General features: G+C 72.8%; 12 protein-coding genes. 8 read left to right on the top strand and 4 right to left on the bottom strand.

Annotated elements, in window-relative coordinates; all coding sequences use genetic code 11:
* Nucleotides 1-49: 49 nt before the first annotated feature.
* Complete coding sequence (locus tag ACFVXH_RS34610; RefSeq protein WP_074001263.1) at nt 50-970, bottom strand: GGDEF domain-containing protein; 921 nt, start codon at nt 968-970, stop codon at nt 50-52.
* Between the two features lie 63 nt (nt 971-1,033).
* Here ACFVXH_RS34610 and ACFVXH_RS34605 point away from each other — a divergent pair, with 63 nt between their 5' ends.
* Nucleotides 1,034-1,624 (top strand): 5-formyltetrahydrofolate cyclo-ligase, encoded by a 591-nt coding sequence (locus tag ACFVXH_RS34605; protein WP_375876004.1) that lies wholly within the window; start codon nt 1,034-1,036, stop codon nt 1,622-1,624.
* 62 nt (nt 1,625-1,686) lie between these two features.
* Here the strand turns inward: ACFVXH_RS34605 and ACFVXH_RS34600 are convergent, their stop codons facing one another.
* Nucleotides 1,687-4,407 (bottom strand): penicillin acylase family protein, encoded by a 2,721-nt coding sequence (locus tag ACFVXH_RS34600; RefSeq protein WP_387829835.1) that lies wholly within the window; start codon nt 4,405-4,407, stop codon nt 1,687-1,689.
* Between the two features lie 239 nt (nt 4,408-4,646).
* On the opposite strand from ACFVXH_RS34600, the gene ACFVXH_RS34595 reads away from it, so the two are divergent.
* From ACFVXH_RS34595 to mscL, 5 genes are all read left to right on the top strand, one after another.
* Nucleotides 4,647-6,131 carry a potassium/proton antiporter gene (locus ACFVXH_RS34595; protein WP_049654523.1) on the top strand — a complete coding sequence of 495 codons (1,485 nt, stop codon included), beginning with the start codon at nt 4,647-4,649 and terminating at the stop codon, nt 6,129-6,131.
* A 321-nt stretch (nt 6,132-6,452) separates the two neighbouring features.
* A complete protein-coding gene (locus ACFVXH_RS34590; RefSeq protein ID WP_387829833.1) occupies nt 6,453-7,799 on the top strand; it encodes an MFS transporter in 1,347 nt (448 codons plus the stop codon).
* A 215-nt stretch (nt 7,800-8,014) separates the two neighbouring features.
* On the top strand, nt 8,015-8,326 hold the full coding sequence (locus tag ACFVXH_RS34585; protein WP_049654525.1) for an FmdB family zinc ribbon protein: 312 nt from the start codon (nt 8,015-8,017) through the stop codon (nt 8,324-8,326).
* 282 nt (nt 8,327-8,608) lie between these two features.
* Nucleotides 8,609-8,893, top strand: coding sequence for a hypothetical protein (locus tag ACFVXH_RS34580; protein WP_147409151.1), 285 nt, complete (start codon nt 8,609-8,611; stop codon nt 8,891-8,893).
* Nucleotides 8,894-8,923: 30 nt separating this feature from the next.
* Entirely contained in the window at nt 8,924-9,343 is a 420-nt protein-coding gene (gene mscL, locus ACFVXH_RS34575) for a large conductance mechanosensitive channel protein MscL (protein ID WP_049654529.1), read from the top strand.
* Between the two features lie 34 nt (nt 9,344-9,377).
* On the opposite strand, the gene ACFVXH_RS34570 is transcribed toward mscL, so the two are convergent.
* Both ACFVXH_RS34570 and ACFVXH_RS34565 read right to left on the bottom strand, forming a co-directional pair.
* The gene (locus ACFVXH_RS34570) at nt 9,378-9,605 is read right to left on the bottom strand and encodes a hypothetical protein (RefSeq protein WP_049654534.1); all 228 of its coding nucleotides are present in this window, start codon (nt 9,603-9,605) and stop codon (nt 9,378-9,380) included.
* Between the two features lie 179 nt (nt 9,606-9,784).
* On the bottom strand, nt 9,785-10,756 hold the full coding sequence (locus ACFVXH_RS34565; RefSeq protein ID WP_049654530.1) for a sigma-70 family RNA polymerase sigma factor: 972 nt from the start codon (nt 10,754-10,756) through the stop codon (nt 9,785-9,787).
* A 425-nt stretch (nt 10,757-11,181) separates the two neighbouring features.
* Here ACFVXH_RS34565 and ACFVXH_RS34560 point away from each other — a divergent pair, with 425 nt between their 5' ends.
* Both ACFVXH_RS34560 and ACFVXH_RS34555 read left to right on the top strand, forming a co-directional pair.
* Nucleotides 11,182-12,048 carry a phosphatase PAP2 family protein gene (locus tag ACFVXH_RS34560; RefSeq protein ID WP_380740054.1) on the top strand — a complete coding sequence of 289 codons (867 nt, stop codon included), beginning with the start codon at nt 11,182-11,184 and terminating at the stop codon, nt 12,046-12,048.
* An 81-nt stretch (nt 12,049-12,129) separates the two neighbouring features.
* The gene (locus ACFVXH_RS34555; protein ID WP_380740056.1) at nt 12,130-13,029 is read left to right on the top strand and encodes a carbon-nitrogen hydrolase family protein; all 900 of its coding nucleotides are present in this window, start codon (nt 12,130-12,132) and stop codon (nt 13,027-13,029) included.
* Nucleotides 13,030-13,062 lie beyond the last annotated feature (33 nt).

Raw genomic sequence — 13,062 nt, 5'->3', positions numbered from 1 at the left:
GTTCACCTTACTCAGGCACGTTTTCGCCCGGCCGAGTACGGGCGGACGGCTAGGACAGCACGTCGCTGGGCCCGGCCGCGGTGGCAGTCGTATGGGTCGCGACCGGCTGGGCGAACGGGTCCCGGCCGACACAGGCCGACACACTACCCGCCTTTTCCGTACGGTCACGTTCGGCATCCGTTCCGTGATCGGGCGTGCGAGCGGCCTGTTCGGAGCGGTCGGCGCGGGGCTCCCCGGACTCCCCGGGCGGCCGGGCCGAGAGCCGCCAGCAGTCGCCGCCGGCCGCCCGGGCCGCGGCGAGCGCCGTGTCGGCGGCGCGCAGCAGGACGGCCGCGTGGGTGCCGTTCTCGGGCAACACGGCGATGCCGGCGGCGGCGGTCAGGCCGTTGCCGGCGGCGGGGCGGGACTCGCGCGGGCCGGAGGACCAGTCCAGCAGCAGGTGCCGGCGGACCGACCAGACCAGCCGCTCGGCGACCTGGGCGGCGCCCTCGGCGCCGGTGTCCGGCAGCACCACCAGGAACTCCTCGCCGCCGTAGCGGCCGAGGGTGTCGGCCCGGCGGATCTCCATCGCGAGCCGCTGGGCGAGGTCGCGCAGCACCGCGCCCGCCCGGCCCCGGCCGTGCTCGGCGACGACCGCGTCGAAGCCGCTGATGGCGAGCATCAGCACGGCGAGCGGGCGCGGGCCGTCGGCCTGTCCGGTGTGCTCGGCGCGACGGGCCCGTTCGATCTCCCGGTCCAGGGTGAGCTGGAGGTGGCGGTAGTTCCACACGCCGGTGAGCGGGTCGCAGGAGGCGGTGCGCTCCAGGTCGGCGCAGCGCTCCTCGAGTTCGGCGATCCGCCCGCGCAGCCGCTGCGCCCCGGCGGCGGCCCGGGCCCGCTCCCGGCGGCCGCGCAGTCCGAGGGCGGTGGCGCCGGCCAGTGCGGGGACGCCGAGTGCGGCCAGGGCCTGGACCAGCAGCGGGGTGGTCAATGGGGGGTGCCCCTTCGCGTGTCAGGCTCTGCGCGTCGGCGGTGCGGAGGCCAGGAGGATCGGATGAACGAGGATCGGATGCCCAACGAGAAGAGCGGCCTGAGGACACGGCTGTTGTCGCGGCGGCGCGAACTGGCCGTCGAGGAGCGGGCGGCGGCGGCCGACGCGCTGGCCGGGCACGCCGGGGAGCTGGCCGCCCCCGGCGCCACGGTGGCCGCGTACGTCTCGGTGGGAGCCGAGCCCGGGACCAGGCCGCTGCTGGACGCGCTGCGGGCGCGCGGGGTGCGGGTGCTGCTGCCGGTGCTGCTGCCGGACAACGACCTGGACTGGGCCGCGTACGCGGGGCCGGACGCGCTGGCCCCGGCCGGGCGCGGGCTGCTGGAGCCGGTCGGTCCGCGGCTCGGCCCGGAGGCGGTCGCGCGGGCCGCGGTGGTGCTGCTGCCGGGCCTGGCGGTGGACCGCTCCGGGCTGCGGCTGGGCCGGGGCGGCGGCAGCTACGACCGGGTGCTGGCCCGGCTGGCGCGGGCGGGGGCGCGGCCGGTGCTGGCGGTCCTGCTGTACGAGCACGAGCTGCTGGAGCGGGTGCCGGCCGAGCCGCACGACCGGCCGGTGGACCTGGCGGTGCTGCCCTCGGGGGTGCGCCGGCTCGGGTGAGACGGCGGCGGCCCCGCTCCCTCGGGGGGAGCGGGGCCGCCGGTGTCCGGGCCGTACGGGCGTCAGCCGGTGGTGAGCACCAGCTTGTGCTTGGTGGCCTTCTCGACCGCGTCCGGCGTGTAGGCCCAGGTCAGTAGCTTGCCCTTGAGCCAGAGGTCGGTCTGGTCGTTGTAGTTGTCGTGGAAGGCGTGGCCGGAGGCGCCGCCGACGTTGATCCAGCGCGAGGAGTCGAGGTCGTTCAGGTCGACCACCATGCGCATCGACGGGATCCAGTCCACCTGGTAGCCGGCCGCCGCGTTCCAGCCGGCCGCGTCGACCGCCGCCGAGCCGCCGGAGAGCCGGTACGGGCCGCGGTTGAGCAGCTTGTGCACCGCGCCGGAGGCGATCGAGGAGTCGTCGGTGCCGAGGGTCTGCTCGCGCAGCTCCAGCTTGTGCAGGCGGCCCCAGCTCCAGGTGGAGACATCCTTGCTGAGCAGCGAGGTCAGCTCCTGGCGGGCGTTCTTCATCGCCTCCTGGAGCAGGTTGTCCAGGCCCTTCTGCTCCTTGTGCTGGTCGTCGATGTACGTCCACCACGAGCTGTCGGGCTTCTCCAGCTGCTGGCGCACGACCTCGGTCCAGCGGTCGCCACCGTCCGGCTGGGCCTTGCCCGGTTCGCGGGTGCCGCACTCGGTGACGATCTTGGTGGCGCTGTCCGGCTTGGTGGGGTCGTCCTGCTGGCGGACCAGCAGGCAGTTGTCCTTGGCCCGCAGGTCGGCCGGGAACTTCTGGCCGAAGGCGAGGATCAGCAGCTGGCGCCAGACGCCGTTGTAGTAGGCGGCGGCGGCCGAGTCGGCGTCCTGGTGGAAGTTCCAGTCCTTCAGCAGGTCCTGGGCCTCGCGCACGTACGGGTCGTTGACCGGCTGCTTGAGCAGCAGCGGGACCAGCGTCTTGGCCATCACGCTGGTGTTGTCCAGCTGGAGGGTCTGCATGTCGTCCGGCGAGATCTTGCCGTTGTTCTTGAGCAGGCCCTCGATCTGGTCGGTGATCTCCTTGGCGCGGGTGCCGTACTCCCAGTCCTTGGTGAGGGTGTACTTGTAGCTCGGGTCCACCACGGCCTGGTTGGCGGTGACGATGTAGCCGGCCGAGGGGTTGAGGCTCCACGGCAGCGCGTTGAAGGGGATCGGGTCCTTCCACTGGTACGCGGAGTCCCAGCCCAGCGCCGGGAGGGTGCCGTCGCCCTTGCCGCGGACCGGGATGGTGCCCGGGGCCTGGTAGCCGATGTTCTTGGCGTCGGCGTAGATCAGGTTCTGCGCGGGGACGGTGAAGTCCTTGGCGGCGGCGCGGAACTCGTCCCAGTTCTTCGCCTTGTCCAGCTCGAAGACGGCGTCCATGGTCTTGCCGGGGCTGAGCGCCGTCCACTGCAGGGCGACGCCGTAGCCGCTGGTGCCGCGGTCCGGGGCGGAGGGGCCGTTGGGGGCGTACTTGCCGACGTTCTGCTGCTCGGTGCTCTGGTCGGAGATGAGCGGGGCGCCGGTCTGGGTGGTGCGGACGGTGATGGTGCGGTCCTCCCCGCCGGCGACCTTGATGGTCTCCTTGCGGAGGTCGAACTTCACGTCCTTGCCGTCCACCTGGTAGGTCTCCGGGCCGGTGACCTTCTCCAGGAAGAGGTCGGTGACGTCGGCGCCGAGGTTGGTGAAGCCCCAGGCGATGTCCTTGTTGTGGCCGATGACCACGCCGGGCATGCCCGCGAAGGTGAAGCCGGAGACGTCGAACTGGCAGGCCGGGGAGCTGGTCCGGCAGTGCAGGCCCATCTGGTACCAGACCGAGGGCAGGCCGGGGCCCAGGTGCGGGTCGTTGGCCAGCAGCGGCTTGCCGGTGGTGGTGTGCGAGCCCGCGACCACCCAGGAGTTGGAACCGATGCCCTGGCCGGGGCGGCCGAGCAGCTGCGGCATCGCGTCGACCCGGTCCGTCAGGCTCTGCAGCATCGCCTTGGTGGTGGCCGCGCCCTGGGCCGTGGCGGCCGTTCCGGCGGCCGTGCCGGACTGCGGGGAGCCGTCCGCGGGGCGGTAGTTGTCGCCGGTCACCGCGCCGGTCTTCACGATGGTGCCGTTGCGGGCGTACGGGTAGTCCGGGTACAGCTCGGCGATCTTGTCCGGGCCGAAGTCCTGGGCCAGCAGCGAGCGGTCGATCTCCTCCTGGAGGTTCCCGGAGAGGTTCCAGGCCATCGCCTTGAGCCAGGCCACCGAGTCGACCGGGGACCACTGCTCGGGCCGGTAGCCGCCGTTGACGACGCCGAGCAGGCCGTACTCCAGCGAGGCCTTCGCGCCGCCGGGGTGCTCGGAGAGCCAGGCGTTCACGCCGTCCGAGTAGGCCTGGAGGTACTTCTTGGTCTCCGGCGAGAGCTTGGTGTCGAACTCCTTCTGCGCCACCTGCCGCCAGCCCATGGTGCGGATGAAGGTGTCGGTGTCGACCTGGCTGTCGCCGAACATCTCGGAGAGCCGGCCGGCGGTGATGTGCCGGCGGACGTCCATCTCCCAGAAGCGGTCCTGCGCCTGGACGTAGCCCTGGGCGCGGAACAGGTCCTCGTCGGTGTCCGCGTACAGCTGCGGGATGCCGTTCGCGTCCCGCTTGACGTCGACGGGCGCGCTCAGGCCCGCCACCTTCACGCTGCCGTCGACCTCCGGGAAGGAGGCGCGAACCGCGGAGACCCCGCGGTAGCCGCCGTAGCCGGCACCGGCCACCAACAGCACGACCAGCACGATCACGATCAGACGGGCGCGCCGGAACTTCTTCGAGCGGGGCATCTGGGTCCTTGCGGTCCTGACTTCGGGGCGGGCGGGCGTGTCCAGGGCCTGCGGCCGTGGCAGGGCACCACATTAGGCCGAGTCGGCCGGGCACCGTGAACGGGGGACCAAGCTAAAGATATGGCAAAATGTTAGACTGCGTAACGATCCGCAAGGGGAGCATTGACGACTTCTTAACGGGTCACCCCACAGCACCACCAGACACCCCGCCCGCCCCTGCCTGCCCGAGGTGCCCCTGCGTGAACATCTCCCATCTGAACCAGCTCCTGCTCGAGTCCTCCGTGATCCTGCTGTTCGCGGTGGGCGCCGTACGACTCTCCACCCGATCAGGGCTGCCCAGCCTGCTGATCTATCTGGGGATCGGCGTGGCGCTGGGCCAGAACGGGATCGGTGTCACGTTCAACAACGCGGAACTCACCCAGGTGCTCGGCTACGCGGCGCTCGTGGTGATCCTGGCCGAGGGCGGCCTCAAGACCAGCTGGCGCGAGATCAAGCCCGTGATGCCCGCCGCGACGGTGCTCGCCACCCTCGGCGTCGGCGTCAGCGTGTTCGCCACCGCGGCCGGCGCCCACTGGCTGGTCGGCCTGGACTGGCGCACCTCGCTGCTGCTGGGCGCCATCGTCTCCTCGACCGACGCGGCCGCCGTCTTCTCGGTGCTGCGGATGGTCCCGCTGCCGCACCGGCTCACCGGCCTGCTGGAGGCCGAGTCCGGCTTCAACGACGCGCCCGTGGTCATCCTGGTCGTCGCCTTCGCCACCACCGGGGAGCTGGACTCCTGGTACGTCCTGATCGGCACGATCGTCGCCGAGCTGGCCATCGGCGCCGTCATAGGCCTGGCCGTCGGCAAGATAGGGGCCTACGGGCTCAAGCACGTCGCACTGCCCTCCTCGGGCCTCTACCCGATCGCCGTGATGGCGCTCACCGTGCTCGCGTACGCCGGCGGCGCGCTGCTGCACGGCTCCGGCTTCCTCGCCGTCTACATCAGCGCGGTGATCCTCGGGAACTCCAAGCTGCCGCACGGCCCGGCCGTCCGCGGCTTCGCCGACGGGCTCGCGTGGATCGGGCAGATCGGCATGTTCGTGCTGCTCGGGCTGCTCGTCACGCCCGAGACCATGGGCGACGCGGTGGTGCCCGCGCTGGTGATCGGCGGGGTGCTGGTGTTCCTGGCCCGGCCGCTGTCGGTGATGGTCTCGCTGACCCCCTTCAAGGTGCCGGCCCGCGAGCAGGCGCTGCTGAGCTGGGCCGGGCTGCGCGGGGCGGTGCCCATCGTGCTGGCCACCATCCCGGTGGTGTCCGGCGCGCACCGGGCCGAGGACGTCTTCAACATCGTCTTCATCCTGGTCGTCGTCTTCACCCTGCTCCAGGGGCCGACCCTGCCCTGGGTGGCCAAGCGGCTGCGGATCGACGAGGGCGACATGGGCCAGGACCTGGGCATCGAGTCCGCCCCGCTGGAGAAGCTGCACGGACACCTGCTGTCGGTCGCGCTCTCCCCCACCTCGAAGATGTCCGGCGTGGAGATCAGCGAACTGCGGCTGCCCAAGGGGGCCGCGGTCACCCTGGTCGTGCGCGAGGGGAACTCCTTCGTGCCGGACAAGGCGACGGTGCTGCGGGCCGGCGACGAACTGCTGGTGGTCACCACGGACGAGGTCGGCGAGGCCGCCGAGCGGCGGCTGCGGGCCGTGGACAAGGGCGGCAAGCTCGCGGGGTGGCTGAACGGGCGGTGACGGGCGCCGGGCCCGCCCCGGCTCTCCTCGGTCCGCCTTGGCCCGGGGGCCCGGACGGGCCTGCGGGCCGGGGTGGGCTGGCGGTGTCTACGCGCGTAACTGTATGCTGGTTCGACCACGCCGTATAACCACCGCTAGACCACCCCAGCATCTGCCTGACGCAGAGTTGGCGCGACCGCTCGGCGGCCGCGGTCCGGCCCCCGGCCACCACGCCGGACCGACCCGGTATCTACCCCGGTCGACGCGCGAGAGGACGACTCTCGGCGCCGTCGGGGCCACACCATGCCCTGCCGCGCTACCAGGCAGCAGGAAGGACCGACCGTGACGGCGCGCCGAACGGTCGACACCGCCGCGCACCCCGCGGCCACCCCCGCAGCTCCCGCCCCCGCCCGCGTCGGGTACGGCGAGCTGCTGCGCACGCCCGGGGCCTGGACGTTCCTGTCCCCCGCCCTCGTCGCGCGACTGCCGTACGCGATGCTCAGCATGGGCATCCTGCTGCTCGTCACGCAGACCCACGGCTCGTACGGCACCGCCGGTACGGTCACCGCGGTCGCCGCCGTCGCCCAGGCCCTGATCGGGCCGCAGACCGGGCGGCTCGCCGACCGCTACGGCCAGGCCTCGGTGCTCGTCCCGACCGTCCTGGTGCACGCCGTCTCGGTCGGCGTGCTGGTCGCCCTCGCGCTCGGCCACGCGCCCGCCTGGAGCCTGTTCCTGGCCGCCGTGCCGGCCGGTGCGAGCGTGCCGCAGGTCGGCGCGATGGTCCGGGCCCGCTGGGTCGCCAGGTTCACCGCCGACGGCGCCTCCGACGCCTCCGCGGCCCGGGTGAGCACCGCCTTCGCCTTCGAGTCCGTGACGGACGAGTTCACCTTCGTGATCGGCCCGATCCTGGCCTCCGGCATCGCCGCCCTCGCCAACCCGGCCACCGCCCTGGTCGCCGAGGCCGCGCTGACCCTCGTCGGCGGCCTGGCCTTCGCCGCCCAGCGGGGCACCGCCCCGGCCCGGATCGTGCCGCAGCCCGGCACCAGGCGCGCCTCGGCGCTCGCCTCCCCCGGCGTCCGGCTGCTGGCCGGGACCTTCCTCGGGGTCGGCGCGGTGTTCGGCGGCATGCAGGTCTCGGTGAACGCCTTCGCCGACTCGGTCGGGCAGCACGACGCCGGCGGCACCGTGTACGGGATCTTCGCCGGCGGCTCCATGCTGGCCGGCGTGCTGTACGGCGTGATCGCCTGGCGGCGGCCGGTGCAGCAGCGGATGCTGTTCAGCTACGCGCTGCTGGTGCTGGGCTGCTCGGTGCTGTGGGCGATGCCCAACCTGGTCGCGCTGACCGTCGCCGGGCTGGTCTGCGGACTGGCCATCGCGCCGACCCTGATCAGCGGCTACACCCTGGTCGAGACGCTGGTCGCGGACGGGGCCAAGACCGAGGCCTTCACCTGGCTGACCGGCGCCATCGGGCTGGGACTGGCGGTCGGCTCGATGGCGGCCGGCCGGCTGATCGACGGGCACGGGCCCTCCACCGGGTTCCTGGTGCCGGTGGTCGGGGCCGGGCTCGGACTGGTCGTGCTGGCCTCGCTGCGGCACCTGCTGGTGGCGCCGCGGGGCGAGGAGACCGCCGCTGCGGGGACCGCGGAAGGCGGGCGTCCGATGCAGCTGGCGGGTGTCGCCGAGGGCTGAGCGGGGCGGCGGCCGGGGGCCGGGCCTCCGGCCGCCCGGGGCCGAGCCGACGGCGGCCGGAGGCTGCGCGGGTGTCGTCCGGGAACCGGGCCGACGGCGGCCGACGGGTGCTCCGGGGCCGATCTCACACCGGGGTCGCTGGACTGATCCCGCGGAATGCCGCATCATTGACCATCGTTAGCACTCATCAGGCGAGAGTGCCAGGAGGAAGACAAGTGCCCACGTACCAGTACCAGTGCACCGAGTGCGGCAACGGCCTGGAGGCGGTGCAGAAGTTCACCGACGAGGCGCTGACCACGTGCCCCGACTGCCAGGGACGGCTCCGCAAGGTCTTCTCGGCCGTGGGCGTCGTGTTCAAGGGCTCCGGCTTCTACCGGACCGACAGCCGTTCGTCCTCCAGCAGCTCGGTGGGCGCCGGGTCGTCGTCGACCCCCTCGACGTCGTCCACCGCGTCCACGTCCTCCTCGTCGACGTCGTCGGGCTCCGGCTCCTCGACCTCGTCCAGCCCGGCTCCGGCCGCGAGCTGATCCCGGCGCCGGGCACCATCGGCCCGGACGGCCCGTAGACCAGGGAAAGGCCCGTCGACCCCGCTTCCACGCGGGGCGGCGGGCCTTTTCGCATGCCCGCCCGGGCGCCCTGTCACCCCGGAGGGGTCGACCTCACTCCGGCGAGTGAACGAAGTTGTCCACAGGGGCGAGTTGTCCACAGGCCTGGGGAAAGGGCTTTCCGAGTTCGCCGGAAACGCCCATCGTGTGGGCATCCGGTCGGTCCGCGAGGGGCCGGCCCGCCGACACCTCGGAGGTGCGTCGATGACGACCGCGAGCTTCTCCCTCCCCCTGCCGCTGCCACTGCCCGCACCCGCCGTGCCGCCCCGGCAGGAGCTGCCGAGCTTCCCGCCGATCCGGCGCGGGTGCGGCGGGTGGCACCGCTGGCGCAGTGCGGTGCGGCGGCGGGCCGCAGTGCCCGTCCTGGTGCTGCTCGCGGTGGCGTCGGCGCTGGCACTGGGGCCCGCGCGGGCCGGGCTGCCACCGCCCCAGGGAGGCGCACTGGGCCGGACGGGTTGTCAGTCCGGGGCTGCGGAAGATCACCCGTAACCGGGAGGCGACTTCGTCGTTCGAGGCGGCATGAAAGGCTTCAAGGAATTCCTGCTGCGTGGAAATGTCGTCGAACTCGCCGTCGCCGTGGTCATCGGCGCGGCTTTCACCAACATCGTCAACGCCTTCGTCAAAGGCGTGATCAATCCGATCGTCGGCGTCTTCGGGACCAAGGACCTCGCGTCCTACAGTTCCTGCCTCAAGGGGCCCTGCGAGGTGAGCCCGACCGGTGAGGTCACGTCCGGGATCCTCATCCTGTGGGGATCGGTGCTCAGCGCCGTGCTCCAGTTCCTGATCACCGCGGCGGTCGTCTACTTCGCCCTGATCGTGCCCATGAACAGGTTGGCGGCCCACCGCAAGAGCCTCGCCGAGGAGGCGGCGGAGGCCGAGGCCAAGGAGGTCCAACTGCTGACCGAGATCCGCGACGCGCTGGTCGCACCGCTGCGCTGACCGGCGGGCGCCGTTCGGCCCCGGTCCCCGTTCCTCAGTCCCCGTGGTGCGGCGGGCGCTGGCTCAGGTACCAGTCCAGCCCCCGTCCACCGCTCTCCCCCGCCCCGGGGCGGCCGCCCCAGCCTGCGTCGGTGTCGTCCCCGGACTGCTGGTCCAACGGGTCCCGGAAGACCAGCCGGGCCTTCACGGCCGCGGCCTTCCGGAGCTCCTGCTCCTGCTCCCCGCCCTGCTCCCGGTCCTTTTCCTGCCCCTGCTCGCTCACGCCGTCCACTCCGTCCGCTCGTCCCTTTCCTCCAGCCTAAGAGCCCCGTGGCACGCCTCGGGCCCCGGTGCGGGGCGCTCCGCACCAGGGCCCGATGAGGGCGGGTCCAGGCAGCCTGCCGGGAGGCTTCCCCGGCGGCCTCTCAGGCGGCTTCCTCAGGCGGCTTTCCCGGCGGCCTCTCAGGCGGCTTCGAAGCCCGCGTGGTCCGCGATCTTCTTCAGCTCGGCCAGCGCGTGCTTCTCGATCTGGCGGATCCGCTCGCGGGTGAGGCCGTGCTGCTTGCCCACCTCGGTGAGGGTGCGCTCGCGGCCGTCCTCCATCCCGTAGCGGGAGCGGATGATCGAAGCGGTGCGGTCGTCCAACCGCCCGATCAGGCCGTCCAGTTCCTCCCTGCGGAGCATGACCATCACGGCGTCCTCGGGGGACGTGGCCCCGGTGTCCTCGACGAGGTCGCCGAACTGGGTCTCGCCCTCGTCGTCGACCGACATGTTGAGGCTGACCGGATCGCGCGCCCAGTCCAGCACGTCCTTGATCCGGGCCTCGGTGGTGTCCAGCTCGGCCGCGATCTCGGCCGGCTCCGCCTCGCGGCCCAGCTCCTTGGACTTCTCCCGCTGCACCCGTCGGATCCGCCCGAGCTCCTCCACCAGGTGCACGGGCAGCCGGATGGTGCGGGACTGGTCGGCGATGGACCGGGTGATCGCCTGCCGGATCCACCACGTCGCGTACGTGGAGAACTTGAAGCCCTTGGCGTAGTCGAACTTCTCGACGGCGCGCACCAGGCCCGCGTTGCCCTCCTGGATGAGGTCCAGCAGCGGCAGGCCGCTGCGCGGGTAGCGACGGGCGACGGCGACCACGAGCCGGAGGTTGGAGCGGATGAAGACGTCCTTGGCGCGCTCGGCGTCGGCGGCTATCGCCTCCAGCTCCTCGCGCGTGACGCCGTCGGGGAGTTCGCCCTCGTCCAGCATGTGCTGGGCGTACACGCCGGCCTCGATCCGCAGCGAGAGCTCGACCTCCTCGGCGGCATCGAGCAGGGGTGTCCTGGCGATCTCGTCGAGGTACATGCCGACCAGGTCGCGGTCGGCCTCGAGGTTGGTCGGGCGGGCCGCGCGACTCCGGTCGGCCCTGTCGCGAACGACGGCACGGGTGGCCATGCTTGCTCCCTTTGCTGGTGTTGCCGAGGTCTGCCTGCCTGCCTCGTGAGGGCAAGAAATGCGGGCCCCTCGGGGCCTCACACGTAACGATCCAACGAACAGATTCCGGACAACATTCCCAAGTCACTCAGATTCTTCCCGGCGATGCAGTATCCTGCCGGTTTTCACCCCGCTTCTGGACACTGGGTGACCGGTCGGGCACTTCCCGTGTCATCGGGTGACCGCTCCGGGAGTGTTTTCTTCACTCGACCCTCACGCGACCACCGCCCACCCCTTGAACCCGCGAACGGCCGCCGACGTTCCCCGCGCACCCCGCCGTCCGTCCCGGCCCACACCCCGGCGCACGCAGGTCCTCCGCACAAACGATGCCGAATCGCTATCACTCCGGCCCTTGCTCGGCACGGGACACTGGGAAGGTGTCAGCCATGCACCTGACCAACAGCACGACCATCCTCACTGCGCGTAATCGCAGTCTCCTTCGGGACGCCGCGCTCGCGCTGGGCTGTGCCGCGCTGTTCGGCCTGCTGGCGGCCCTGGTCACCGGCCAATGGCGCCCGCTCGCCCGCTTCGACCAGGAGTGGATCGGCGAACTGCACACCTACGCCCGGGAGCACCGGATCTGGACCGCCTCGGTGCAGACGCTCTCCGACATCGGCGGCACCGTCACGATGCGTACGCTTCTCGGAATCGCCGCCGGGTGGCTCTGGTTGATCGGCGCCCGGGTGCTGGCCGGCTGGGTGGCCGCCCAGGCCCTCGTCGGCTGGGGCGTCCTGTGGGCGCTGAAGCTGTCCTTCGACCGCGCCCGCCCCTCCTTCACCGATCCGGTCTCGCACGCCGGCGGGCCGTCCTTCCCCTCCGGGCACGCCATGGCCTCGGCGATCACCTGCGCCGTCCTGGTCGGCCTGCTCTGGTACCGGGTCCGCCGGCGCGGCCGGACCGCCGCCTGCCTGGTGGCCGCGGCGACGGTGCTGACCATCGGCTGGACCCGGGTCGCGCTCGGCGTGCACTGGCCCAGCGACGTGCTGGCCGGCTGGCTGGCCGCCGGGATCGTGCTGGGCACCGTGACCGCCGTGATCCAGGTGTGGCGCCCCGGCGCGCTGGCCCAGGACGTACGGCGGGTCAACTGGCGTACCAGGCCCCGGGTGCAGCGGGTCCTCGTGTCGGCCGGGCACCCCTCGGGCACCGCCGCCCCGCTGGACGAGGACGGACCGCACGGCGCGCGGGACGGCGCCCCGGGCGAACCGGTGGACCCGTCCGACCCCGTCGACCGGCCGGACGAGGCCGTGCGCTGAGGCGCCGTCACCCCGCTGCCCCGCCCCCGCCGCCCCGTTACTCCGACGCCGGCCGAGAGCCGTCGCGCTAGGTTGGCGGCCATGTCCGACACCCCTGCCCCCACCGCTCCCACGGCTCCCAACGCCCCCACCGCACCGGACGGTTACCCCGGGCGCCCGCTGCGGATCGCCACCGTCCAGGCCCAGGCCGTGGCCGGTGACATACCGGCCAACGCCGCCCAGGCCGCCGGACTGATCCGCGAGGCCGCCCGGGCCGGCGCCCGGCTGGTGCTGTTCGCGGAGAAGTTCCTCTCCGGCTACGAGCCCGAGCTGATCAGCGCCGACCCCGTCAGGTACGCGGTCCAGCCCGGCGATCCGCGGCTCGCGCCGATCGCCGAGGCCTGCCGCGAGACCGGCACCGCCGCGATCGTCGGCGCCGCCGTACGGGACGGCGACGACCTGCGCATCTCCGCCCTCGTCCTCGGGCCGGACGGCGGCTTCGTCACCCGCTACGACAAGCAGCACCTGTTCAAGAGCGAACGCGAGCACTTCCGCCCCGGAACGGCCGGCTGCACCGTGGAACTGGACGGCTGGCGGCTCGGCCTCGGCGTCTGCTACGACTCCGGCTTCCCCGAGCACGCCCGCGCCGCAGCGCTCGACGGCTGCCACGCCTACCTGGTCGGCGCGCTGTTCAGCATGGGCCACGGCCACCACGAGTCCCGCACCTGGTTCCCGGCCCGCGCGCTCGACAACACCCTCTACACGGTGCTCGCCAACCACATCGGCCGCACCGGCGAGTGGCACACCTGCGGCGGCAGCGCGGTCTGGGGCCCGGACGGCCGGCTGATCGCCGAGGCGGGCGAGGACCGGCGCGAACTCGTCGTCGTCGACCTCGACCCGGACGTCCTGCGCACCACCCGCGAGACCGAGACCCTCCTCGCCGACCTCGCCCTCGCCGCCGACCGGCCGCCCGCGCCCCGGACCCGCTTCACCCTGGCCTGAGCACCCCGCCGGGCCGGCCACCCGAGAGCCGGG

The sequence above is a fragment of the Kitasatospora sp. NPDC058184 genome (assembly GCF_042883725.1).
Taxonomy (GTDB): Bacteria; Actinomycetota; Actinomycetes; order Streptomycetales; family Streptomycetaceae; genus Kitasatospora.
Note: the sequence above shows the minus strand (reverse complement) of the source record. Positions and strands in the feature narration are given on the sequence as shown.

Coding starts and splice junctions, on each gene's coding strand:
- ACFVXH_RS34605 (WP_375876004.1), top strand. CDS start 1,034: ATGAACGAGGATCGGATGCCCAACGAGAAGAGCGGCCTGAGGACACGG.
- ACFVXH_RS34600 (WP_387829835.1), bottom strand. CDS start 4,407: ATGCCCCGCTCGAAGAAGTTCCGGCGCGCCCGTCTGATCGTGATCGTG.
- ACFVXH_RS34580 (WP_147409151.1), top strand. CDS start 8,609: ATGACGACCGCGAGCTTCTCCCTCCCCCTGCCGCTGCCACTGCCCGCA.
- mscL (WP_049654529.1), top strand. CDS start 8,924: ATGAAAGGCTTCAAGGAATTCCTGCTGCGTGGAAATGTCGTCGAACTC.
- ACFVXH_RS34565 (WP_049654530.1), bottom strand. CDS start 10,756: ATGGCCACCCGTGCCGTCGTTCGCGACAGGGCCGACCGGAGTCGCGCG.
- ACFVXH_RS34560 (WP_380740054.1), top strand. CDS start 11,182: ATGCACCTGACCAACAGCACGACCATCCTCACTGCGCGTAATCGCAGT.
- ACFVXH_RS34555 (WP_380740056.1), top strand. CDS start 12,130: ATGTCCGACACCCCTGCCCCCACCGCTCCCACGGCTCCCAACGCCCCC.